Below are 24,134 nucleotides of genomic sequence, written 5' to 3' on the forward strand. Positions count from 1 at the left end.
CCCCTCCATCGCCTCGGGGATGTCGGGGATCGGGTCGGGAATCGTCCCGGCGTGGACCAGCACGACCTCGGCTCCGGTCTTGCGCGCGATGTCGAGCGCTTGATGCAGCGCGACCTCGGAAGGTTCCGAGAAATCGATGCCGACGAGGATCTTGCGCAGTTGCATGGCTGGGCCTCCAGGCCGTGCAACTGCAACTTTCCTGCCAGGCTAAGACTCCGCTCGCGGGAGGCGCACCGCGAAAATCGTGCGTTCGCGTTCGCGCGTCACGTCGACGGTGCCTCCGTGGTCGGTGACGATGCGGTGGACGATCGGCAGGCCGAGGCCGGTTCCGCCTTCCTTCGTCGTGGCGAACGGCTCGAAGATGTTCACGTCGTCGGGGGGACCGGCGCCGTCGTCGACCACGCGCACGACGACCTCCGCGTCACCGGGCGACTCGACGGCTTCGACGGCGACGAACGTGCGAGCGGCGTCCATCGCGTTGCCGACCAGGTTCAGCAGCACCTGTTTGATGCGCTCCTCGTCGCAGCGGACCCGCAGCGGCTCGTCGGGTAGGGTCGCGGCGATCTGGATGCCGCGCTCGGCGGCCTGGGGCGCGAGCAGGTCGCACACGGCGCGCACCGTCCCGCGCAGGTCGGCCTCCGCGACGCGCAGCTCGGCCGGCCGCGCAAACGACAGGAAGTCGTGGACGAGCCCGCTGAGTCGCGCGAGTTCGTCGCGCACCGCGCGCGCGGCGTCGAGCGCGGCGCGGGCCGGCTCGGCGTCCAGCTTCGCAAGTCGTCGCTCGACGAGCATGAGTTGTAAATTTGCGGCGTTGAGCGGGTTGCGAATCTCGTGGGCGAGACCGGCGGCCAGCGTGCCCAGGCTCGCCAACTGCTCGGCGCGCCGCGCCCTGCGGGCCAGGTTGCGTTCCTCCGTGACGTCGATGCCGAGAGCCGACGTGATCGCGTCCGCGCCGCGGCCGACGGTCGCGAGGTGCCACCGCACCCAGCGGGTGCCGAGGTCGCGCGTGGCCAGCTGCTCGTCGAAGGGGGGGACGCGCCGGCCTGTCGCGCTGTCAGCGACGCGCGCGCGAAACCGGTCGGCGGCCTGCCCGGCGCACAACGTGGCGGCGATGTCGGCCCCGAGCGCCTCGGAGCGGTCGATCCCGGTCGCGCGCTCGGCGGTCGAGTTGAACAGGACGATCCGACCGTCCGCGTCCGCCGCGACGACGAGTCCCGCTGAACTCTCGACGATGGACATGTAGCGCGCCTCACTACGCGCGAGCTCGTCTTCGAGCTGGGCGAGGGCATGCCGCTCCAATCGCTGGACGCGCTCGACGTATTCCTCGCGATAGGTCTCGAGCATGACCGCGAGTTCGAGGTCGAGGACGTGCTCGAGCGCGCGCATCGCGTCGCCGAGCGCGTCCGGGGCGGTCGCGTACGCGTTGCGCACCACGTCGCCCAGGTGAGCGCGGATTACGCTCATGGCGGTGAACATGTAGCGCTGCGGCAAACCAACTCGGACGTGGACGCGGCCGATGCGCGCGCGTTGCTCGAAGTAGTCGCCGTCCCACGGGCCCGCGAGAAGGCTCTCGAGCCACTGGACGAGGGTGCCCTTGAGGCGTTCGATCTGCGCCTCGCCGCTGAACACGCGAAACGCCGCCGGGTGCTCGCGGAGGCGGGCGTAGAACTCCTCCGCGATCGCGCGGAAATGCGGGCGGGCGTGCGGCAGCAAGGCCCGGAGCGCGGCTCGGTCGTCGTCGTCGAACCGGACGTAGCGCTGGATCTCCTCCCAGAAGGTCATGGGCGGCGCCGTCACGCCGTGAATGTCGCACAGGATCGGCGGGCGGGAACTCCCGTTCGCCGTTCGGAATCCGGGCGATGCGCCAGCCGTCTCATGCAATATTTGCGCAAACATGCGTGCATGTCGCATAATTTGCGCGTCGGTGCGCACACCGGCCGGAGGCGCGACGGCACGGGAATCGCATGACGTGGCGGCGGCCCGCGCTGCGGATCGGACGCGCCGGCCGCAGGCCACCGAGGTCATGGAGTGAACGTGAAAGGACGTATCCTGGTCGTCGACGACGAGGCCAACGCGCGCACCGCGCTCGCCGAGCTGCTCAAGGACGAAGGCTACGACGTCGAGACCGCGGCCGATGCGTTCAAGGCGCTCGGCAAGGTCGACTCGTTTGGGCCGCACCTCGTGGTCACCGACTTGAAGATGCCGGGGATGGACGGCCTCGATTTGCTCGCCAAGCTGCGCGAGCGGGGCGAGCCGTGCGAGATCGTCGTCATGACCGCGTTCGGCGCCGTGGACACGGCGGTCGAGGCGATGCGGCGGGGCGCCGCCGACTACCTGACCAAGCCGCTGAACTTCGAGGAACTCGCGCTCGTGGTCGAGCGCGTTCTCCAGCAGCAGCGGTTGCGCTCGGAGGCCGAGCAGTTGCGCGCGCGGCTGGCGCGGCGCTTCCACCTCGACAACCTGGTGGGCGACAGCCCGCAGATGCAGCAGGTCTATCAGGTGGTGCAGCAGGTGGCGCCGTCGCGCGCGACCGTGCTGATCACCGGCGAGAGCGGCACGGGTAAGGAGCTGGTCGCGGCGGCGCTGCACCAGCACAGCCCCCGCGCGGCCGGGCCGTTCATCAAGCTGCACTGTGCGGCGTTGGCCGAGACGCTGTTGGAGAGCGAGCTTTTCGGGCACGAGCGCGGTGCGTTTACCGGGGCGGTCGCGCGCCGCGACGGTCGTTTCCAGCTCGCCAACGGCGAAACGCTGTTTCTCGACGAGATCGGCGAGATTTCGCCGGCGACGCAGGTCAAGCTGCTGCGCTTCCTGCAGGAGCGCGAGTTCGAGCGCGTCGGCGGCACCGAGACCATCAAGGTCGACGTGCGCGTCATCGCGGCGACGAACAAGGATCTGGCCGAGGAGGTGCGCGCGGGCCGGTTTCGCGAGGATCTCTACTATCGACTCAACGTCGTGTCGATCGAGATGCCGGCGCTCCGGGACCGGCCGGGCGATATTCCGCTGCTGGCGAATCACTTCCTCCGCCGTTTCGCCGAGGAAAACGGCAAGTCGGTCGATGGATTCACGCCGGCGGCGCTCGACGCGCTGGAGGCATACGACTGGCCGGGCAACGTGCGCGAACTCGAAAATGCGGTCGAGCGCGCGGTCGTCCTCGCTCGCGGGCCGCTCGTCGACGTGACCGAACTGCCGGCCGCCGTCCGCAAGCAGCGGGCGCCGGCGGAATCGGCGGCCGCCGGAGCGCCGCCGATTCCGGGCAGCACGTTGGCGGACATCGAGCGCTACGCGATTCTCCAGACACTCGAGTCGGTCGGAGGCTCCACGTCGAAGGCGGCGGCGATCCTCGGCGTGAGCGTTCGCAAGATCCAGTACAAGCTGCAGGAGTACCGCTCGGCGCCCAAGTCGAACGTCGATGCGGTCGCGAAGTCGAACTGACGCCGTTTCGGAGGCGGCCCACGATGAACTTTCCCCTCAGAATCACGTATCGCGACATCGAGCCGACGCCCGCGATCGAGGCGGCCGTCCGCGAGCACGCCGACAAGTTGTCGAAGTACCACTCGCGCATCAGCAGTTGCGAGGTGGCGATCGAGGCGCCGCATCACCGGCACCGCAAGGGCAACCACTACCGCGTCCGCGTCGAGGTGATCGTTCCGGGGCGCGAGATCGTGGTCGGTCGCGATCCGAAGGATGCGTCCGACCACGAGGACGTCTACGTCGCGATTCGTGACGCATTCGACGCGGCGGCGCGCGCGCTGGCACACTACGTCGACCGCAAGCGCGACCTGGCGCGGCAACCGTGACGCGGCCGTCGCCGCAATTGCCAATCGAGGTAGAGCGATGAAATGCATTGTCGCGGCGACCGATTTCACCCCCGCGTCCGACATCGCGGTGCGCCAGGCGGCGGCGCTCGCACGCCGCGCCGGCGCTCGGCTCGTGGTCGTGCACGCGGCCAACATCGAGGGCGCCAAGCCCGATCTCTTCGAGCGGATCACCGGGCGCGCCGATGCGTTCCGCCAGGACGTGCGCGCCGAACTGGCCGCGCGCAAGAAACAGCTCGAGAACGTGCGCGACGGAGTCGGCGGCGCGGAGGCCGGCATCGAGTGCCGGATGGTCGACGGCTTCCCCGACGAGGCGATCGCGCGGGCGGCCGTCGACTTCGACGCCGGTCTCGTCGTCGTGGGCACGCGCCGCGGCGAGGGGCCGATCCTGCTGGGCAGCGTGTCCGAGCGCGTGCTACGCGCGTCGCCCCGGCCGGTGTTGGTCGCACGGGCGCCGGTCGCCGAGGCCGGCTTCGCGCGCATCCTCGCCGCCGTGGACTTCGAGCCGGCGTCCGAGCGCGCGGTGGAGATGGCTCTCGCCGTCGCCGCCGACGGCGCGACCGTCGATCTGCTGCACGCCCGCGGCGACGCCGACGATCCCGACCCGCGCGGCGAGCAGTGGGTCGAGCGGTTCGGCGGGCGGGGCGCGACGGTGCGCTATCACAGCCACCGCGGGCATCCGTCGCAGCAGATCCTCGACCACATCGACCGCGAGCGGTACGACCTGGTGGCGCTCGGTAGCCACGGCCACCGCGGGTGGCGCCGCTGGTGGCTCGGCAGTCTGGCCGAGGCGACGGTGCGCTATGCGCCGTGCTCGGCGCTGGTCGCACCGCCCGAGTCGGCGTCCGTGTGACGATCCGCCGGCGGTGGCGTCGCGCGCGGGGACCGCGCGCGTGCGGCCGGCGCGCGTACCGGCTGCGCGCGTACCGGCTGCGCGCGTGCGGCGGTCACGGGCACGGCGTGCCGGGCGCGGCGGGGGCCGGCACGGTGGCGCGGCCGTCGCGCAGAAAGCTGGCAAAGAAACACGCGTACTGGTACTTCACGTCGTCGCGCTGGGCGTAGATGTAGTGCGCGTCGTCGATGCCGTCGTCGGGATACTGGACGACCACGCCGGTGTACGGCGTGCCGTCGTCGGCCGCGACGTCGTCGGCGACCGGATATGGCTCGATGCCGTCGAGGCCGGCGAGCGCGAGCCCGGGTTGCATCGACGACCAGTACGCGGTGCCGGCTTGCCGGTGGCCGTACGCGATCGCGGCCGCGTCGTAGACGGCGCGGCGGAAGAACTCGTCGTCCATCCCGACCGGTTCGTAGACCGGGCGCACCGGATGGCCGGGCAGCGGCCGGCGCGCGAGCCGCGGCATGTAGACGAACGGCTCCGCCGGCTCCCACGCCAGCTCGATCAGGTGCATGCCCGGGTGCAGGAACGTCAGCTCGTCGTACGGCGTCCCGAGCAGCACCGACAGCAGGTCGCGCGTGCCGCCGATCAGGTCCGTGTCGAGGATCATGTAGCTCCAGTAGCCGCCGGCGCCGGTCGGAACGACCGCTCGGATGCGCGGCTCGACGGCGCTCACGAGATTGGCGTACATGCCGCCCATGGATTGGCCGCTGGCGACGATCGCGTCCGGATCGAAGCGGAACGCGGTCGCGCCGGCCGGGAGCGTCGGGCCGGTACAGCCCGCGAGCGTGCCGGGATCGATGGCGAGGTCGACGAGCGCGCGCAGAAGCAGGCGCTGCTCGATCATTCCTTGGCGGAAGGTGTCGCGAAACATCGCCAGGTTGTTGAAGTTGAGATAGTCGTACGAGCCGGCTCCCGGTACGCGATCGGGCGACAGCGGCAGCGCCGCGCCGGCCGACGCGATGCCGTGCTCCGCGACGACGTGCGCCGGGCCGAGCCCCGCCGCGGGAGGTTCGCCGGGCGCCGGGCGAGGGCCGCGGTCCACGACGGTGCGCGCGACGCCGCCGCTGCCGTGAAAGTAGAGCATCAGTGGATAGCCTTGCGCGGGCATCGGCGTCTTCGGGATGGCGAGCACGAGCGGGACGGTCTCGGTGCGCTGGAGTACCGGCAGGCCGTCGGCGCCGATCTCGAACAGGCCGCCGTCGTCGAACGGCGGCTCGCCCTGCTGGAACTGCGGCAGTTCCACGGTCGCCACGAGTTCGCAGTAGCGGTCGTGGTCGGCTCCGTCTTCGGGGTCGAGCGCGATGCCGGCGACGGACGTCGCGTAGCGGGCCAGGAGCGCATCGGACAGCGCCGCCACGTCCGCGACGACGTCGCCGACCGTGAACACGGTGGCGATCGCGACCTCGTCGGCCGGGACGCCGAGCGCGTCGAGCGCCGGCCACAGCGGCGCAAAGGCCGCGACGGCGTCGACGCCGCGCGCCGCGTCGGGTGTGCGCCCGCGCGCGAGGGCACCGAACGCGGGAGGCACGCCGAGCCGTTCGCCCGCGGCGTCGCCGGCGTCGCGGCGGACGACGACCGCGTAGGTGTGGCCTGCGCGCAGCACGAAGCCGGGGTAGGGGGCGACCGCGAGCGTCGGGTGGGGCAAGTAATCGTCGATCGCCAGGGTGCGCGCCACCGCCGGCACGAGCGTGACGTCGTCGAGGTCGACGATGAGGATGTCGGCGTCGGGGTCGGCCGGGATCGGGTCGGTCTCGACGCGCGGCGCCAGCGGTCCGTCGAACGGGAAATAGACGACGGGCATCGCCGGCATGCCGCGGTTGTCGGCGGCGGCCGCGACCAGGTCGGCGACGATCGGGATCGCCTTCGGATTCGGAAATCCCCGCAGGTCGGGGCCGCCGATGGCGTTGACCCGCAGGTTCGACGGAAACGGCAGCGAAAAGAACGTCTGCGGCGTCGCCGGGTCGACATCGAGGTCGAACAGCGCCGTCGCGCCCGGCCTGTCGGAGGCGCCGCCACACGCCGCAGACGCGGCCACCGCGGCCAGCGCGGCCGCGCCCCATCGGTGGTACGTCATCGACGCCAGTATACTGCCGCAATGGTTCACCGCTGGTTGTGTGTTGGTGCCCTGACCCTCGTGGCCGCGACGGCGGCCGCCAACGGCCGGTTTCCGGCGACCGTCGGCGCGTACGTCCACCCAACCGATCCGGACACGTGGCTATCACCGACGACGTTCGGTCTGTTGCTCACGCGCGACGGGGGCGCGTCGTTTCAGTGGGTGTGCGAGGACGCGATCGGCTACAGCGGCTCGTACGATCCGGACTACGCGGTCGCGGCGGACGGTGCGATCTTCGCAACCACCTTCGACGGACTGCGGGTGAGCCGCGACGGCGGATGCACCTTCGAATTGGTACCCGGCGCGCCCGGCGACACGTTCATCGGTGCGGTGGCGATCGGTCCGGACGGCGGGGTGTGGGCGGCCGCCGCCGGGGTCGACGACGGCGGTGTGTATCGCAGCGCCGACAACGGTGCGTCGTTTGCGCGCACGGGGCTCGAGGTCGCCGGCGCGCTATGGCGCCGCATCGAGGTCGCGCCGTCGGACGCGGCGCGCGCCTACGTATCCGGGACCGTCACCGGCCCGGATGGCACCGCGGTCCCGCTGCTGTACCGGACCGACGACGCCGGCGCGGCGTGGCAGGCGGTGGCGATCGACGGGATCGCCGCCGGCGCATCGCTCGTCGATGTGCTGGCCGTGTCGCCCGCGGACGCCGACGTCGTGTACGTCGCGGTCCGGCGCGCGAATCCGCCCAACGGTGACGCCGTGTATCGCTCCGACGACGCTGGTGGATCGTGGACGCGAATCCTGGATACGACGGACACTCTGTCGGCGTTCGTCGCGCGCGCCGACGGCCAGCGGCTCGTCGCGGGAACGCGATTCGACCAGGACACGGTGCACGTGTCAGCCGATCGGGGCGCGACCTGGCAGGTCCCACCGGCGCAGCCGGTGCTCGCGTGCGCCGCCGAGCGACCCGACGGCAAGTTGATCGGTTGCGGCGCCAACTGGGAGCCGGACTTCATGGCGGTCGGCGTGTCGGGCGATGCGCGGTCGTGGCAGAGCGTGCTCGAGTTCCGCGATCTCGACGGGCCGCTCGCGTGCCAGCCTGGGACGGTGCAGTTCGACACCTGCACTCGGTTGGTATGGCCGGATCTCGCGATCAAGCTCGGCGTCGGCGAGGCCGGCGACGATGCCGGCGCGGGCACGCCGGACGCGGCGCCTGCACCCGACGCCGGCCGCGCGGGCGGCGGCGGTGATTGTGGCTGCAGCGCGGCGGTGGCCGCAGTGGTGGTCGTGCTGCCGCGCCGGCGCCGGCGGCGTGTCACAGCACGGCGGTGAGCTGCGCGTACAACAAGGTCGGCAGTGCGCCGAACTCGGCGTCATCGGCCCCGAGCGGGACGAACCCCCCGAGCGACGCGCGCGCGTTCGCGGCCAGCTCGTAGCTGACGCCGACGCTCGCGAGCGCGCTGCCGTCGACGGCGTTGACGATCGCCGCGCCGGCGACGTGGACGAGCGGGTGTGCCTGCCAGTCGGCGAACGCGGCCGCGTACCAGCGGCCGGCGAACACCTGCTCTCCGATCCCGGCGCGCGGCGACAGCGCGACGGCGATGTAGTCCGCGCGGTCGGTCGCGCCGAACCCGTTGTGCAGAAGCTCGATTCCCGCCGTGATGTCCCCGGTGGGCCGGTAGCTGGCGCCCGCGGCCGCCTTGGCGACCACGTCGCCCGCCGCGACCACGGGCGAGGGAAGACTGTCGCCGGTGGTGCGCGTAATCGTCGCCTCGGCATACAGATCGACGCCCGCGATGCCGGTGGCGCCGTCGACGCCCGCCACCGCGTCGCCGCGCACCCAGCCGGCAAGCGCTCCGATCTCGCCGCGCCCGATCGCGCGCTTGATCCGCGCGACCGCGGCCGTGCCGCGGCGGGACGCGGCGAGATCGCCGTCGTCCTCGAGTTCGCCGGTCGCTGCGACGACCGTCACGACGACGCGCTCGTCGGGCGTCCAGTCGACGCGCACCGCGTCGGCGCCCGGTTTGTACTCCGTATCCACCTCCGTGAGCGCAAACGTGCCGATCAGGTCGTACGGCCTCCACGTGCGGGCGCGGCCGAAGGTCACCGGCTGTCTGCCGGCGGTCATCGTCATCGGTCCGAACGAGGCGCGCGCGTACAGCCAGTCGACCTGGTGGCGGATGGCGAATGTCGCGCCGTCCTCGACGTCGTGCTGCAGCGGCAGCCAGCGGGGCGGCGCGACGCTGCGACCGACGGCGCCGATGCCGAGCACGTCTGCGGAGCGAACCGTGGTCGTGAGCTGGTCGTGGACGACCAACGCCCACCGCGGCGTCTTGCGCGCGGCGTAGATGCGCAGGTCGAACAGCGCAATCCCGCCGGGTGCGTCGAGCGGGTCGCCGAGCAGCGCGAACGTGAACGACCGCGCGACGACGCCGGCCTCGGTGCTCGTGTCTTCGATCGGGTCTTCCGACAACACGGCCGCCGCGGCGCGCGATGTCGCGCACTGGGCCGCGCACGCGGCAAGTAGGGCCGCAAGCCCGCTACGCTGCATCGCGATCTCGGCGCTCGTCCGCGACGACTCGGCCGTCCTCGAGGCGAATGAGCCGCGCGGCGCGGTCGATGACTTTCGGATCGTGCGAGGAGAAGATGAACGTGACGCCGTGTTGCTCGTTGAGCCGGCGCATCATGTCGACCAGGCCGCCGCCGGTCTTGCTGTCGAGGTTGGCGGTCGGCTCGTCGGCGAGCACCAGCTTGGGGCGCCCGGCAATTGCGCGGGCGACGGCGACGCGCTGTTGCTGGCCGCCGGACATCTCGGCCGGCCGCCGGTCGGCCAACTCGGCGAGGCCGACGTCGGCGAGCACCTCGTGCACGCGGCGCCGGCGTGCGTCGGCAGCGACCCCCTGCAACAGCAACACGAACTCGGCGTTCTCGTACGCGGTGAGGACCGGGATGAGATTGTAGGACTGGAACACGAAGCCGATGTCGCGCAGGCGCAACTCGGCCCGGCGCCGGCCCGACAGGTTGGACAGGTCGGTGCCGCCGACGCGGACCACCCCGGCGGTCGGCGTGTCGAGCGCGCCGATCAGGTTCAGCAGCGTCGTCTTGCCGGAGCCGGACGGTCCGGCGAGCACGGCGAAGTCGCCGGGCTCGAACTGGAGCGACACGTCGCGCAGGGCCGGCACGTCGACGCGGCCTTGGCGGTAGACTTTCGACACATCCCGGACGTCGACGAGCGGTTCAGGCATGGCGCATGGCCTCCACGGGTTCAAGGCGCGTCGCCCGCAACGCCGGGTACAGCGCGGACGCGAGGACGATCGCGAACACGGCCGCCGTCCACCCGGCGACCTGCGAGGGATAGAGCGTCGAGTAGATGCGTCCGCGGAACGCGATGCCCGCGAACTCGAAGTCCTCACCGTAAAATTGGCTCACGTCGAGCCCGGTGGTCGACAGCCACCCGTGGAGCGCGAGCGCGATCGCGACGCCGGCGGCGCAGGCGACGATCGCGAGGATCGCGGCTTCGGACAGGACGACGGCAAACATGCGGGTGCGACTGGCGCCGATCGCCATCATCACGCCAAACTCGCGCGTGCGCTCGACGACGGACATCAGCACCGTGTTGAAGATGCCGATCGCGACGATCGCGAACACGATGGCGTGCATCAGGTAGTTGCCGAGGTCGTCGAGCACGATCGCCTCGTACAGTTCGCGCAGCGCCTGCTGCCACGGCAGGATCTCAAGCGCCGAGTCGGCGCCGAACGTCGCTCGCAGCGCCGCGGTGATCCGGTCGACCGCGCGCAGGTCGTCCGCGAACACGGCCACCTGGGTGACCGCGCGGCCGAGCCCCAGCAGCTCCTGCGCGTCGGCCAGCGGGATCTGGGCGTAGAAGCCGTCGAGTTCGTCCACGCCGGTGTGGAAGATGCCGGCGATCCGCAGTGCCGTCGCGGCCGGCTCGCCGTTCCCCGATGGAGCGACGGTGAGTACGACTCGATCGCCGACGTCCACCGCGAGGGTGCGCGCGAGTTGGTCGCCGATGTAGACATCCGCCGGCTCGCTGGCGAAGTCGCGGGCGTCGCGCGGCCGCAGGTAGCGACCGCGGACGCGGTGGTCGGCCGACGCGATGTCGGACACGTCGGGTTCGATGCGCGGGTCGACACCGGCGACCATCACCGCGGCCGACAGGTGGCCCGACGCGAGCAGTCCGCTCGCGTAGACGCGCCGCGCCGCGTGGCGCGCGCCGGGAATCGCGCGTGCGGCGCGGGCGACGCGGTCCGGATCGGGGACGACGATGTCCGCGGTCTGGCGCTCCTGGTACCCCCGGCCCTGAACGACGACGTGGCCGGCGCCGAGCCGGATGCCGAGTTCGGCCATGCGCGCGTGGCCGTCCGTCGCCAGCCCGATCGAGGCCAGCAGCATCGCGAGCCCGAGCGCGATCGCGGCGGCGGTGATCGCCGACCGGCGCTTGTGGCGGGCGAACGACCTCCATGCGAGCTTGAGCGTGAGCACGGCGCTACACCTGTCTCATGCCGACGGCCGGCGGCAGCCGTGCGGCGCGGACGGCGGGGTAAAACGCCGCGCAGAAGCAGACGGCGGCGAGGACGACACCGGGCAACACCACGCCGCGCGCGGTGATGGCGCCATGGAACACCGGTCGCAGGCCGACGCCGCCGATCGAGAACCCGCCGGTGAAACGGCTCAGGTCGATACCCTGGCGCACCATGTATACATCGAGTGCGACGCCGGCTGCGGTGCCGATCGCCGCGAACGCCGCGGCGAGCAGCACGGTTTCGGCCACGATCATGGCGACGACGCGGCCGCCGGACATGCCGATCGCCTTGAGCATGCCGATCTCGCGCGTGCGCTCGAACACCGCCATCAGCATCGTGTTGACCACCCCGAGCGCCGCGACGAAGAACAGAATCAACATCATGATCACCATGCTCACCTCGGTGGTGTCGACCATCCGCTGAATGTCGGGGCGGATTTCGTACCAGGTGCGGACGAGCACTCCGTCGCCGAGTGCGCGCCGCAGCGCTGCCGCAATGGCGCCCGCGCGCTCCGGCGAGCTGCCGACCACCGCGATCTCGTGCGCCCGGCCGCCGAGGTGCAGCAACCGCCGCGCATCGTCGATGTGAAAGTACACGCGGCCGCGGTCGACCGCCGGCGTGCCGGTATCGAAGACGCCGGCGACTTCGACGAACACCTCCTCCGACTGACCGTCGGCCGCCTGCGCGAGCACGTGGAACCGATCGCCGGCGCCCACGCCGAGCGTGCGGGCGAGCGCGGCACCGACCAGCACCCGCGGGGGGCGTCGTGGGCGCGGCGCCACCGCCTCGGCCAGCGCGCGCGCGGCGGCCGGATCGACGGGCGGCGGAGGCGGCGCATCGATGCCTTCGATGTCGGCGAGCGCCGCGGCTTCGGCCGCGGCCGTGATCTGGGCGTCGAGGGCGCGCTCTTCGTCGGTGAGCTCGCGGCCGGCGGGCCACGGCGTCGGCTCCGCGTCGAGGTAGCGACCGGCTATGAGTTGCTCGTGCAGCGTGGTGACGCGCGGTTCGGCGGTCGGATCGACGCCGACGATCTGGGCGCCGGCCGACACGCGGTCGCGACTGATCAGGGCATAGCCGAACACGCGGGGCGCGGCGGCGACGACACCGGGCGTGGCGGCGGCCGCGCGTAGGGCGGCGGACGGGTCGTCGATCGCGTCGGCCAGCGCGCGCGATCTCGGAAAGGCGGGCGCGTGTATCTGCACGTGACCGAGTTCGTTGCGCGTGAGCGCCCGCAGCAGTTCAGCGAGCATGCCGTCGGTGAGGCCGTATCCCGCGATGGACAACGCGACCCCCACCACGAGAGCGGCTCCCGTGATCGCCGTGCGCCGGCGGTTGCGCCCCAGGTTGCGCCACGCGAGTTTCAGCACGGTCATCGGCGCAGCGCTTGCTCCGTGAACTTGCTGTCGGGGATGCGGACCCCGAGCGCGAGCTTCTTGTAGGTGATGCGCGTAAACTCGCCCGGCTTGTCGGCGACGCGCACCTCGACCGTGCGCGGCAGGATGCGCCCGCCGAGCGGGCCGACGTCGGAAAACGTCATCGTGCGGGCCGGCCGTGCGTCGCCGGGCTTGCGAAAGTAGTCGGCGCGGACGGGCACGATCGCGTCGCCGCGTTCGGCGAGCGTGTAGACGATCCGAGCCCACGCGACCGGCGCCGTCGGTTTCGGAGACAGTTCGATGCGGTATAGCTTCGTTCCCGCGCCGAGCGGCGCGTCGGCGGTCCACGTCTTGACCAGCTTCGCGCGGTAGTGGCGATGCAACTGCGTCTCCTTGACCAGGTCGTCGTTCGTAAAGTGGCTGCCCATCCAGCTTTCGCCCAGCATCGCGGCGCCGACGACGGTCACGTGGTTCGTCTTCGGGTTGAACAGCTTCAGGCGATCTCCGACCTTGAGGGTGCCGAAGCCGCGCCACATCGCCGGGCCGAGGATCTTGACGAGCGCGCGGTCCTTGCCGTCGCGGTCGTCCGCCCACACCACGACGCTGTACGTGCGCTCGTAGGATGCGGTCTTCACCGTCATCTCGAACACGCCGGCCGACGTGTCGCCGCGATACGCCATGTCCGCGCGGCGAATCAGGTCGGCGACGTCGTCGCCGGCGGCGGCGGTGCGCGCGCACGCGAGGGCGAGGGCGGCGGACAACACGGCGGTGGCTGCTTTCACGATCGGCTCCTCACGCGGTATGAAGGATCGCGGCGCGCGGCGGCGACCGGACGTCGGACGACGCGCGCCGCGGGGCGACGTTCGTCTCGATGCGTACGATAGCGCAGCGCGGCCGATCGCGCGGCGGCCTCCGCGCGCTACCCGAGGATGCCCGCGAGGGAGCGCGCTGCGGCGTCGGCCACGCAAAACGTGCGCGGCAGCGCCTGCCCGTCGATGCGCCGGAACGTGCCGTCGAAATCGGGCCGGTACAGGGACGCGATGCGCTCGCGGTCCCGTACGAGCTGCTCGAGCGCCGCGCCGAGCGCCTCGATGTCGTCGCGCGTGGAGTAGACGCCGAGCGACGCGCGCACCATCCCGGGAAGGTTGCGGCGGTCGCCGCACAACAGGTCGTGCCGGGTTGCCCGCTCGGTCGCCTCGTCGATGCGCAGCAGCGCCTTGACGTAGGGTTGTGCGCAGAAGCACCCGTTGCGCACCGCAATGTTGTGGAAGTCGTTGAGGTAGGCCGCGACCAGGCCGTGCGGCAGTCCGTCGACGTTGAACGACACGACCCCGGCGCGGTGAGTGCGGTCGAGGTCCACGCTGCCGTAGACGGCGACGCCGTCTATGCGGAGCAGCCGGTCGATGAGCTGCGTCGTGAGCGCGCGCTCGGCCGCCGCGATCCCCTCCATTCCGACCGCCATCAGTGCTTCCGCGACCAGCCCCATGGCGATGGAACCGGGAATGTTCGGCGTGCCGGCCTCCTCGCGGGCCGTGACCTGGTCCTTGATCGCGAAGTCGTCGATCGACACGTACTCGACCATGCCGCCCCCGACGTCGGTCACACATCGGCGCGCCGACAGAGTCGCCAGCTTGCCGACCAGCGCGCCGCGGCTGCCCGGGGCGTACAGCTTGTGGCCGGACAGCACCAGGTAGTCGATGTCTTCGGCGGGGTCGTCCGAGTGCATGCGCACCGGCGCGTGCGGCACCCACTGTGCGCCGTCGATCAGGATCTCGGCGCCCACCTCGTGTGCCATGCGCGCGATGTGACGCACCGGGTTGCAGATCCCGGTGACGTTCGACACCGCGGTCACCGCGACGAGGCGCACCCGCGGGCCGTGGCGCGCGAGCAGCTCCGCGAGATGGTCGAGGTCGAGTTCGCCCGTGTCGGGCCGCACGCGCGCGGCGACGACGTTCTGGTGGCCGACCGCCTCCATCCACGGCAGCAGGTTGCTGTGGTGTTCCATCGTCGTCGTCACGACCACCGGGCGCGCGATCAGTTCGGCGATGGCTTCCCGGCCGGTGGCCCCGAGCGCCGTCGCGAGCGCGTCGACGTATGCGGGGGGCGCGCCGTCGGGGAAACGCTTGACGACCGCGCGCAGCTCGGGCGGAAACAGCGCGCGCGCGAGGAAGTTGGTCGCGCCCGTGGCCCCGTTGGCGGTAAACAGCACGACGTCGCGGTCCGGGTCATAGCCGACGAGACGTCCGATGGCGTCGCGGCTGTCCTCGATCGCCTGGGTCGTGTCGCGGCCGGCGCGGTGCGCGTCGGTGTGGCTGTTGGCCGATGCCGCGTCGAAGTACGCGCGCAGGCCGTCCCAGACCACGTTCGGCATCAGCGCCGTCGCGGTGGTGTCGAGGTACACGCGCCGGCGCGGCGGACCGTCGAACACGGGGTCGACCCGGTCGAGGCCGATGAATGCGCGAGCAAACCGGTCGAGTCGATCGCTCCTGCCGCTCATTGTGGTCATGTAACACGGAGATTGTGGTGGCGGCCACGCGGTGGCGCGGGTTTCGACGACGGCAACATCGCGAAGTCGCGTGGTTTAGGGTAGGCTTGCGAGGTGACGGCACGAAGTACGCAGACAGGGGATCGAGACGTTCGCGTGTCGTTGACGTACCGCCCGTTCGCGCTGCCGCCGATCGGCGACGGCCTGCTGATCGGCCGGCGTGCCTCGGTCGGCCCGAACGCGCTCGCGGACGCGATCGATCGGATGCTGCCCGGCATGTACGAGCTCGTCCGCGTCGACGACCATCCGGTCATCGAGGCGGCGATCGTGTTGCGCTCGCACTTCCGGTTGGTCGGCCGCGATCGGCTCGTCGCCGCGATGGTCGCCCATGCCGAAGACCTGATGGACGCCGACGGATGCTTGCAGGTGGGCATCGCCGGCGAGGTCACCGTGCACGCGAAGATCGCGGGGCCGGCGTGATCGGCGGGTTCGTCCGCGAGGCCGCGATCTACAGCGACCGGGACCTGCTCGATCGGGCGCTGGGCGAACTGGAGGCCGGCTGGCCCGCGATCGTCGCGCGCGACTCGAACGGCTCGGCGTATTACCTGCTCATGCCGTCGGCGGCGGCGGGGCAACGCGGCAGCCGGCTGCTTCGCGACTTACCGCTTCAGCCGGCGACCGTGATCGACGCCGCCACCACCGCGCGCGACGCGTTCGAACGCATGCGCGAGGAGGGCGTCGACTACGCGATCGTCGTCGATGAGGACGGCGACGCAGTGGGCGTGGCGTCACTCGCGGCCGTTCTCGCCGAGATCGAGATCGCCTCGGTGGCGACGCTGCCCGCTCACACGGCGCTCGAGCGCGCGGTCGCCGGGTTGCGCGAGGGGTTCGTCGTGTTGGACGAGCAGAACATGGTCATCGCGGCCAACGAGTCCGGCCGCGAGCTTCTGCGCGCACTCACGGGCGGCGACGACAGCGGGCCGATTTCCGCGCTCGGCGGCGTACCGCTCACCCGGCTCGTCCTCGACTGGTCGGCCGACGAGAGCCGCGATCTGACGGCGCCGGGCGATCCCGAACGGCGCATCATCTCCGCCCTGGTCTTGCGCCCGCCGGCGCTCGGTGAAGGGCGCACGCTGATCTTGCTGCGCGACGTGACGCGCGCGCGCCGCCGCCGCCGCCACGACGTGCGGCGCGACCAACTCGCCGACCAGGGCCAGTTCGCCAACGCGATCGCCCACGACTTCGCCAATCTGCTCACCATCATCTCGGCCGAGGCGCAGCGGCTCCATGCGCACGTGTCCAACGATCCGGTTGCGTGCGAACGGCTCGCGTCCATCGTCGACGCCGCCGCGCGCGGGGGGCGGCTGGTCCGCCAACTGCGCGAGTTCGGCAATCGATCGACCGGCCACCCGGAGATACTCGACGTCGCCGAGTTGATCGCGGGAATGCGCCCGGTGCTCGCTGCGGCGGCAGGAGACGGCGTCGACCTTACGGTAGACGCCGGCGCGGACGTGCCCGCGATTCTCGCCGAGCCGGTCGGGATCGAGCGGGCGTTGGTCAACCTCGTCGTCAATGCGCGGCACGCGTTGCGCGGTGGCGGGCGCATCTCGATCGCCGTGCGCGCGGTGGGCGACGACGTGCCGGCGGATCTGCCGCCGTCGCCGAACGGATGGGTGTGCGTGGCGGTGGCCGACAACGGCGAGGGGATGGACGCCGAGACGCTCGCGCGTTGCTTCACGCCAAACTTCACGAGTCGCCCCGGCGTCGGCCTCGGGCTCGGGCTCGCCACGGTGCGCAGCACCATCGAGCGCCTCGGCGGCATGGTCACCGCCGAGTCGGAACCGGGCCGCGGCACGACGATCTACCTGTACATCCCCGCCGCGCACGCCGCCGGTACGCTGGCGGGACTGCGCGTGCTCGTCGTCGACGACGAGCGGGCGATCGCGGACGGCGTCTGCCGCGTGCTCAACGCCGAGGGGGCGCGCGCGACCGCGGTCGACAGCGCCCGCGAGGCGCTCGCGCACGTCACCGAGTACGGCGTACCGGACGCGATCGTCGCCGACATGCGCATGCCGGGGCGGACCGGCCTCGAACTGATCGAGGCGCTGCGGACCACGCGCAATGCGTTCGGCGCCGTCATCGTGAGCGGCGCGCTGGATCACGAGCTGCGCGCGCGCGCGCGGGCGGCGGCCGCGATCGTCGTCGCGAAGCCGTACGCGCCAGACGCGCTGGTGCGAGCCGTCGCAGCGAGCGTCGCGGCGCGATGAGCGAGCGCGACCGCGCGAGCTACCGCTTGCCGATGTGGCGCATGTCCTCGCCCTTGACCATGAACACGACCATCTCCGCCAGATTGGTGGCGTGGTCGCCGATGCGTTCGAGAAACTTTGCGACCGCCTGGACGTGCATGCCGCGCTGGACGAGCGCCGGGTCGTCCGACATGCGCGCCTGTGTGGCGGTGCACAGCTCGAGGTACAGCTCGTCGAGCTGCGAGTCGCGGTCCCAGACGTCTTGTGCCTTCGCCGCGTCGCGATTCACGAACGCGTCGATCGCATCTCGCACCATCGAGCGTGCGATGTCAGCCATCCGCGGAATGGTGTCCGGGATCGGACGGGTATCGCCGAGCTCGGCGAGCGCGAGCGTGCGCTCGCACACGTTGACCGCGAGGTCGCCGATGCGCTCGATGTCGGTGACCATCTTCATCGACAGCGTGATGAACCGCAGGTCGGAGGCCATCGGCTGGCGTTTCGCCAGGATGACGAGGCACAAGTCGTCCGTCTCCATCTCCAACCGGTTGACCTGCTGGTCCATTCGGACCGTCTCCACGGCCAGCGCGGTGTCGCGGTCGACGAACGAGCGAACCGCGTCGCGGATCATGTCCTCGACAAGCCCGACCATGTGCAGGACGTTCTCTCGCACGCGCTGCAGTTCGGCCTCGTATTCGCTGTCGGTATGTCGCTTGTCGGTCATCCAAATTTTCCGGTGATGTAATCCTCGGTGCGGGTGTCGCGCGGCGACGTGAACAGCCGGTCCGTGTCGCCGTACTCGATGAGCTGGCCGTGCAGAAAGAACGCGGTGCGGTCTGACACGCGCGTGGCCTGCTGCATGTTGTGGGTCACGATCACGATCGTGTACGTCTTTCGTAAGTGATGCAACAGCTCCTCGATCCGCGCCGTCGCGATCGGATCGAGCGCCGAGCACGGCTCGTCCATGAGCAACACGTCCGGTTCGACGGCCAGCGACCGCGCGATACACAGGCGCTGCTGCTGGCCGCCGGACAGGCCGCCGGCGTGGTCGTGAAGTCGATCGGCGACCTCGTCCCACAGCGCGGCCTGCCGCAGCGCGCGCTCGACGACTTCGTCTGCGCGGGCGTTCGACAGCCTGCCCGTGAGCCGAAGCCCCGCCAGCACGTTGTCTCGGATGGACATCGTCGGAAACGGGTTCGGCTTCTGGAACACCATGCCGACGCGGCGGCGCAGCAAAACCGGGTCGACGTCGGCCGCGTAGATGTCCTGGCCGTCGAGTTCGACCGTGCCGGACAGCCGCGCGATCGGAACCAGCTCGTGCATCCGGTTCAGCGTGCGGATGAACGTCGACTTGCCACAGCCGGAGGGGCCGATGATGGCGGTGACCCGGCGTTCCGGAATGTCCATCGACACGCCGTGCAGCACCTGCTTGCTGCCGAACCAGGCGCTGAGATCGCGCGTTCGCAGTTTGGGGGCGGGGGCCGGCGGTGCGGCCGCGCTCGCCTCGGATCGTGTAGGGGAGGTGGTCACGCGGATCGCCTCTGGTACTTGTTGCGAAGGAAGATCGCGACGGCGTTGAGTGCGAGCAGTGTGGCGAGCAAGACGACGATCCCGGCGGCGGCGTTGACGAGGAACGCGCGCTGGGGCATCGACGTCCAGTGGAAGATCTGGATCGGCAGCGCCGTGAACTGTGACGACAGCCCGTCCGGCAAGAACGTGATGTAGACGACCGCGCCGACGACGATGAGCGGCGCGGTCTCGCCGATGGCGCGCGACACGGCCAAGATCGACCCGGTCAGGATGCCCGGCAGCGCCATCGGCAACACGATCTGGCGGGTGACCTGCCAGCGGGTCGCGCCGAGCGCCAGGCCCGCTTCGCGCAGCGGTTGCGGCACCGTGCGCAGGGCTTCGCGCGACGCCATGATGACGATCGGCAGGACGAGAAGCGCCATCGTGCACGCGCCGGCGAGCAGGCTCGCGCCCATGCCGAGCCCGCGGACGAACAACCCGAGACCGAGTAGTCCGTAGATGACCGATGGAACGCCGGCAAGGTTGGCGATGTTCACTTCGATCAGTCCGGCCAACCGATTGCGCTTGCCGTACTCCTCCAGATAGAGGGCCGCGCCGACGCCGGCCGGCAGCGCGAGCGCGATCGTAAGTCCGATCAGGTACACGCTGCCGACCAACGCGGGCCAGATCCCGGCGCGCTCCGCACGTCGAGACGGCAATCCGCGCACGAAGTCCCAATCCAACCGCGCGGCGCCGTCGATCGCGACGTCGGCGATCAGGGTCACGAGCATGACCAGCGGGATGGCGATGCACAGCCGGCACAGCCACACGAACGCGCGTTCGGGAGCGCGACTGCGGGACGCCGCGATCGGCGTGGGGGGCTGGCTGCCGGGTTGCGTCGTCTGCGACATGGTCCGTGCGACGGTCGAGGCGTCAGGCGTATGCAGCGCGCAAGCGCCGCGTCATGCGGTGGCTGAGGATGTTCATCGCGAAGGTCATCGCGAACAGCGCCGTTCCGACCGCGAAGATCGTCCGATACTCGAGCGTGCCCGAGGGCGTGTCCCCCTTGGCCACCGACACGATGTACGCGGTCATCGTCTCGATCGGGACGCGCGGGTCGAGCGTAAGCGTCGGCCGCTGGCCGGCCGCGACCGTCACGATCATCGTCTCGCCGATCGCACGCGAGATCGCGAGAGTGAGCGCCGCCGTGATCCCGGACATCGCAGCCGGCACGGTGACGCGCCAGGTGGTCGCCAGCTTCGTCGCGCCGAGCGCGAGCGCACCCTCGCGCAGCCGCTGCGGCACCGCGTAGATGGCGTCTTCGCTGAGCGACGAGATCATCGGCATGATCATGATCCCCATCACGATGCCCGGAGCGAGGGCGTTGAAGCCGGCCAGATCCGGCACGATCCGCTGAAGCAGCGGCGTGACGAACACGAGAGCGAAGTAGCCGTACACGATCGTCGGAATGCCGGCCAGGATCTCGAGCGTCGGCTTGAGGATGCGCCGCTCGCGCTCCGAGGCGTACTCGCTGAGGTAGACCGCCGTCAGCAGGCCGAACGGCAACGCCACCGCGATGGCGATCCCCGCGGTGAGCACCGTCCCCGATACGAGTGGCCAGACGCCGAAGTGCTTGTCGGCAAAAAGTGGCGTCCACTGCGTGTCGCCGAAGAACTCGGCAAACGACACCTCGCGAAAGAACGCAATGGTCTCGAACGCGAGGACGCCGAGGATGCCGACGGTGACGAAGATGGACAGCGCCGCCGCCGCCAGCAGCAGCCACTCGATGGCGACCTCGCGCAGCGGGATGGCGCGGCCGCGCGTTCGTGGCGGCGCGGTGGCGGCGGCGTTGACTTCGGACGACGTCACGGCGTTTTCAGCAGATCCTGCACGGACACGCCGACCTTCGACCCGCCCGTGAACAGCGACCCGGTGGTGCGGGCCTTGTAGCGGGCCTTGACGAGGTCCATCGCGGCGGCGGGCAGCGGAACGTAGCCGACCTCCTCGACGAGATCGTGGGCGTGGTCGAGAAAGTAGGTGACGAACTGGTCGACTTCGGGGCGCTGTGACGCCGGCTTCGACACGTACAAGAAGATCGGTCGGGACAGCGGCTGGTAGGTCGAGTTCGCGATGGTGTCGACGCTCGGCGCGATGGGGCCCGCGCCGTTGTCGGGGTTGCCGTCGTCGATGGGGACGACCTTGAGCCGGTCTTTGTTTTCGATGTAGTACGCGTAGCCGAAGTAACCGAGTGCGTTTTCGTCGGTCGTGACGCCCTGGACGAGCACGTTGTCGTCCTCGGACGACGTGAAGTCGCCGCGGCTCGCGTGCTCCGTTCCGACGATCGCCTTGGTGAAGTAGTCGTACGTGCCGGAGTCGACGCCGGGGCCAAACAGGTGCAGATCGCGGTCGGGCCAACCGGTGCGAACGTGGCTCCACTTCGTCACCTTGCCCTGCGCGGCCGGTTCCCACATCGTCTTGAGTTCGGCGACGGTCAGGCGGTCGACCCAGTCGTTTTTCGGGTTCACGACCACCGCGATGCCGTCGTAGGCGATCGGCAGCTCGATCCAGTCGATGCCGTTTTTGGCGCACAGATCGATCTCGGTCTTCGTGATCGGCCGAGACGCGCCGGACAGCGAGGTCTCGCCGCGGCAGAACTTCTTGAACCCGCCGCCGGTGCCGGACACGCCGACGGTGACGCGGCCGCCGCGGTCGGCCTGATACTCCTCGGCGACCGCCTGGGTGATGGGAAACACGGTGCTCGATCCGTCGATTTTGATCACGCCCGCGGACGCGGCGCCCGACGCGTGCGCGCCCCCGCCGCTGGCCTGGTTGCCGGCGTCGTGTTTGCTGCTGCACGCCGGCAGGGCGATCAGGGCCGCGGCCGCGGCGATCGCGAACCCTGGTGCCAATCGGTTTCTCTTCGTACGCATGGTCGCATCCTCCGGCGACTGCGTGACGGTCGTGTGACAGCAGGGCGAATTGGCCGTCACCATTGCGCGCGGACGACGGGTGAGCGCGGTCCGCGTGCGGCCCTGCGGGCCGGTCGCGGGCGAGGCGAGGGGCGCCGCCCGCAGTGACGCCGCGGCGGGCCGGCGCGGCGCGGGCGTCACGCTGCCGGCAGGTCGATGCGAAACGCGGCGCCCGACGGATGTGCCGTGTCGACGCGGACCGTGCCCGACATGGCCTCGACGAGGTGCTTGACGATCGCGAGTCCGAGGCCGGTGCCCCCCTGCGCGCGCGAGCGGCCCGGGTCGACGCGATAGAACCGCTCGAACACGCGCTCGCGGTGCGCCGCGGGAATGCCGGGCCCGTCGTCGGTGACGCAAATGGTGACGCGGTCGCCGGCGGCCCGCGCCGAGACGGCGATGCGCGCGCCGTCCCCGGCGTATTTGATCGCGTTGTCGAGCAGGTTGGCGAGCACGTGTTCGAGCGCGCCGGCGTCGCCGCGCACGGCCAGACCGGCGGCGACGTCGACGGCGATCGTCGAGCCGCGCGCGGCCGCGGCGGGGCGGGCGGCGGCGATCGCGCGCTCCGCGATGGCCGAGACGGCGACGCGGGCGCTGTCGAGCGCGTAGCGGCCTGCCTCGATGCGCGCGAGGTCGAGCAGGTCGGCGATCAGCGCCGCCATGCGTACGGCGTTGCGGTGCAGCGCCTCGACCATCGGCCGCGCGTGGGCCGGGTCGTCGAGCGCGCCGTCGAGCAGCGTCTCGGCGGTGGCCTGCACGACGCTCACCGGCGTGCGCAGTTCATGCGACACGTTCGCGACGAAGTCGCGGCGGACGGTCGCCAGGCGGTGTAGGTCGGTGATGTCGGACAGCACCAGGACCCAACCGCTGTCGTCCGGAAGGCGGCTCGCGCGGGCCCGTATCTTGCGGCCGTCGCCGACCTCGAGTTCGACGTCTCCGTCGCGCGCGTCCAGCAGCCGCGCGATCGCCGGCGCCCGGAGGACGTCGACGAGCGGCCGGCCGATCGCGCGGTCGTCTGCGTCGAGCAGGTTGGCTGCGGCGCCGTTGACCAGCGTGATGCGGCGGTCGGCGTCGATGGCGACGACGCCGTCGGTCATCGCCTCGAGCACGGCGGAAAACCGAGCCCGCTCGCCGGCGAGCTGGTCGATGGCGACGCGGATCTGGTCGGCGACCCGGTTGAGTGAGCCGGCGAGCAGGCCGAGTTCGTCCGGCCGATCCGCGCGCATCCGCGGCGCGGGCGTGCCGCGCGCGATCGCCTGGGCCGACGCCGCCAGCGTCCGCAGCGGCCGGCCCAGCCAGTGGGACGCCAGCGCGCTCAGCAGCGCCGCGACGACCAGCCCCGCGAGGCCCGTCGCCGCGAGGTTGCGACGCAATTCGGCGACGGCCTCGTCCACTTCGCGCAGCGGCTTGGCCGCGCGCACGATCCAACCGCTGTCGTCGTCGACGGGTAGCGCGACGTAGACGAGTTCGGCGCGCACCGTGGTGCTGTATCGCCGCGCCCGGCCTTCCCCGGTGCGGCGCGCCGCGACGATCTCGGGCCGGCCGGCGTGATTGTCGACGCGGGCGATCTCGGCCGGTGCGAGGGCGGAGTCGCCGAGCACGCTGCCGTCGGCGCCGACGATTGTGATCCGCAGCCCGGTCACCGCGCCGAGTTCGTCGGCGACCGCATCCGCGTCGCCGAGCCCGCGGCCCGCCGCGGCGCGCGCGAGCACGAGCGCCCGCGCTGCCAGCGCGGCGCGGCGCACGTCCTCCTCCTCCGACGCGGCGAGTCGGCGCCGGAGCTGGCGCTCGAGCGCGATGCCGAAAGCGAGCACGCCGCAGGCGACGAGCAGCACGGAGACGACAAACAGCCGCGCGCGGACGCCGAAACGCACGATGACTCACGCGCCCGGATCGGACGCGAACCGGTAGCCGACGCCGCGCACCGTCTCGATGTATCGACCCGCCGGGCCGAGCTTTTCGCGCAGACGTTTGACGTGGGTGTCGACGGTGCGAGTGGTCACGTCGGCATCGATGTTCCACACGTCCGCCAGCAGGCGGTCGCGCGACTGGACGCGGCCCCGCCGGTCGACGAACGTCACCAACAGCTTGAACTCCAGTGGCGTGAGCGAGACTTCGTCGCCGTCGACCCACGCGCGGTGGGCCTCCCGGTCGATGCGCAGGCAACCAAACGTCGACGCCGAGCCGCCGTCGGCCGCGCCGCGTCGTGCGCGGTGGAGCACGGCGCGGACGCGCAGCATCA

21 protein-coding genes are annotated in these 24,134 nt (G+C 71.2%); 5 read left to right on the top strand and 16 right to left on the bottom strand.

The genetic code is table 11. The annotated features are described in order from the left end of the window. Window positions 1-165: universal stress protein (locus D6689_07485; GenBank protein RMH42645.1), on the bottom strand; the 165-nt coding region annotated here is incomplete at its 3' end. Between the two features lie 42 nt (window positions 166-207). Continuing rightward, window positions 208-2,025, bottom strand: a complete 1,818-nt coding sequence (locus D6689_07490; protein ID RMH42646.1) for a PAS domain S-box protein — start codon at window positions 2,023-2,025, stop codon at window positions 208-210. Between the two features lie 3 nt (window positions 2,026-2,028). On the opposite strand from D6689_07490, the gene D6689_07495 reads away from it, so the two are divergent. The 3 genes from D6689_07495 to D6689_07505 are packed head-to-tail and all read left to right on the top strand — an operon-like array spanning window position 2,029 to window position 4,668. After that, window positions 2,029-3,432 carry a sigma-54-dependent Fis family transcriptional regulator gene (locus D6689_07495; protein RMH42647.1) on the top strand — a complete coding sequence of 468 codons (1,404 nt, stop codon included), beginning with the start codon at window positions 2,029-2,031 and terminating at the stop codon, window positions 3,430-3,432. A gap of 23 nt (window positions 3,433-3,455) precedes the next feature. Beyond that, entirely contained in the window at window positions 3,456-3,797 is a 342-nt protein-coding gene (locus tag D6689_07500; protein ID RMH42664.1) for a ribosome-associated translation inhibitor RaiA, read from the top strand. Continuing rightward, a complete protein-coding gene (locus D6689_07505; GenBank protein ID RMH42648.1) occupies window positions 3,685-4,668 on the top strand; it encodes a universal stress protein in 984 nt (327 codons plus the stop codon). The genes D6689_07500 and D6689_07505 overlap by 113 nt, the downstream gene beginning before the upstream one ends. A gap of 94 nt (window positions 4,669-4,762) precedes the next feature. Here the strand turns inward: D6689_07505 and D6689_07510 are convergent, their stop codons facing one another. Further along, a complete protein-coding gene (locus D6689_07510) occupies window positions 4,763-6,787 on the bottom strand; it encodes a hypothetical protein (protein ID RMH42649.1) in 2,025 nt (674 codons plus the stop codon). Window positions 6,788-6,808: 21 nt separating this feature from the next. Between D6689_07510 and D6689_07515 the strand changes: the two genes are divergently transcribed. Further along, window positions 6,809-8,104, top strand: coding sequence for a hypothetical protein (locus D6689_07515; protein RMH42650.1), 1,296 nt, complete (start codon window positions 6,809-6,811; stop codon window positions 8,102-8,104). On the opposite strand, the gene D6689_07520 is transcribed toward D6689_07515, so the two are convergent. The 6 genes from D6689_07520 to D6689_07545 all read right to left on the bottom strand — a co-directional run bounded on the left by D6689_07520 (window position 8,088) and on the right by D6689_07545 (window position 15,195). After that, window positions 8,088-9,248, bottom strand: a complete 1,161-nt coding sequence (locus D6689_07520; GenBank protein ID RMH42651.1) for a hypothetical protein — start codon at window positions 9,246-9,248, stop codon at window positions 8,088-8,090. The genes D6689_07515 and D6689_07520 overlap by 17 nt on opposite strands. A 64-nt stretch (window positions 9,249-9,312) precedes the next feature. After that, window positions 9,313-10,017 carry an ABC transporter ATP-binding protein gene (locus D6689_07525; protein RMH42652.1) on the bottom strand — a complete coding sequence of 235 codons (705 nt, stop codon included), beginning with the start codon at window positions 10,015-10,017 and terminating at the stop codon, window positions 9,313-9,315. Further along, window positions 10,010-11,275, bottom strand: coding sequence for an ABC transporter permease (locus D6689_07530; GenBank protein RMH42653.1), 1,266 nt, complete (start codon window positions 11,273-11,275; stop codon window positions 10,010-10,012). Before D6689_07530 ends, D6689_07525 begins: the two co-directional genes overlap by 8 nt. A 4-nt stretch (window positions 11,276-11,279) precedes the next feature. Continuing rightward, the gene (locus D6689_07535; GenBank protein ID RMH42654.1) at window positions 11,280-12,689 is read right to left on the bottom strand and encodes an ABC transporter permease; all 1,410 of its coding nucleotides are present in this window, start codon (window positions 12,687-12,689) and stop codon (window positions 11,280-11,282) included. Then, window positions 12,686-13,471: an outer membrane lipoprotein-sorting protein gene (locus D6689_07540; protein ID RMH42655.1), complete on the bottom strand. Its 786-nt coding sequence runs from the start codon at window positions 13,469-13,471 to the stop codon at window positions 12,686-12,688. Before D6689_07540 ends, D6689_07535 begins: the two co-directional genes overlap by 4 nt. A 137-nt stretch (window positions 13,472-13,608) precedes the next feature. Next, the gene (locus tag D6689_07545; protein ID RMH42656.1) at window positions 13,609-15,195 is read right to left on the bottom strand and encodes an aminotransferase class V-fold PLP-dependent enzyme; all 1,587 of its coding nucleotides are present in this window, start codon (window positions 15,193-15,195) and stop codon (window positions 13,609-13,611) included. On the opposite strand from D6689_07545, the gene D6689_07550 reads away from it, so the two are divergent. Then, entirely contained in the window at window positions 15,144-17,441 is a 2,298-nt protein-coding gene (locus tag D6689_07550) for a response regulator (GenBank protein RMH42657.1), read from the top strand. The two genes, D6689_07545 and D6689_07550, sit on opposite strands and share 52 nt — an antisense overlap. A 19-nt stretch (window positions 17,442-17,460) precedes the next feature. Here D6689_07550 and phoU read toward each other — a convergent pair whose 3' ends face one another. From phoU to D6689_07585, 7 genes are all read right to left on the bottom strand, one after another. After that, entirely contained in the window at window positions 17,461-18,141 is a 681-nt protein-coding gene (phoU, locus tag D6689_07555; GenBank protein RMH42658.1) for a phosphate transport system regulatory protein PhoU, read from the bottom strand. Further along, the gene (pstB, locus tag D6689_07560; GenBank protein RMH42659.1) at window positions 18,138-18,947 is read right to left on the bottom strand and encodes a phosphate ABC transporter ATP-binding protein; all 810 of its coding nucleotides are present in this window, start codon (window positions 18,945-18,947) and stop codon (window positions 18,138-18,140) included. The genes phoU and pstB overlap by 4 nt, the downstream gene beginning before the upstream one ends. Beyond that, the gene (gene pstA / locus D6689_07565) at window positions 18,944-19,837 is read right to left on the bottom strand and encodes a phosphate ABC transporter permease PstA (GenBank protein ID RMH42660.1); all 894 of its coding nucleotides are present in this window, start codon (window positions 19,835-19,837) and stop codon (window positions 18,944-18,946) included. Before pstA ends, pstB begins: the two co-directional genes overlap by 4 nt. A gap of 22 nt (window positions 19,838-19,859) precedes the next feature. Then, the gene (gene pstC, locus D6689_07570) at window positions 19,860-20,735 is read right to left on the bottom strand and encodes a phosphate ABC transporter permease subunit PstC (protein RMH42665.1); all 876 of its coding nucleotides are present in this window, start codon (window positions 20,733-20,735) and stop codon (window positions 19,860-19,862) included. Window positions 20,736-20,791: 56 nt separating this feature from the next. After that, the gene (locus tag D6689_07575) at window positions 20,792-21,856 is read right to left on the bottom strand and encodes a PstS family phosphate ABC transporter substrate-binding protein (protein RMH42661.1); all 1,065 of its coding nucleotides are present in this window, start codon (window positions 21,854-21,856) and stop codon (window positions 20,792-20,794) included. A gap of 176 nt (window positions 21,857-22,032) precedes the next feature. Continuing rightward, entirely contained in the window at window positions 22,033-23,766 is a 1,734-nt protein-coding gene (locus tag D6689_07580) for a HAMP domain-containing histidine kinase (GenBank protein ID RMH42662.1), read from the bottom strand. A 6-nt stretch (window positions 23,767-23,772) separates the two neighbouring features. Beyond that, the coding region (locus D6689_07585) for a winged helix family transcriptional regulator (GenBank protein ID RMH42663.1) at window positions 23,773-24,134 on the bottom strand (362 nt) is incomplete at its 5' end.

It is taken from the genome of Deltaproteobacteria bacterium, assembly GCA_003696105.1.
Classification (GTDB): Bacteria; Myxococcota_A; Polyangia; order Haliangiales; family J016; genus J016.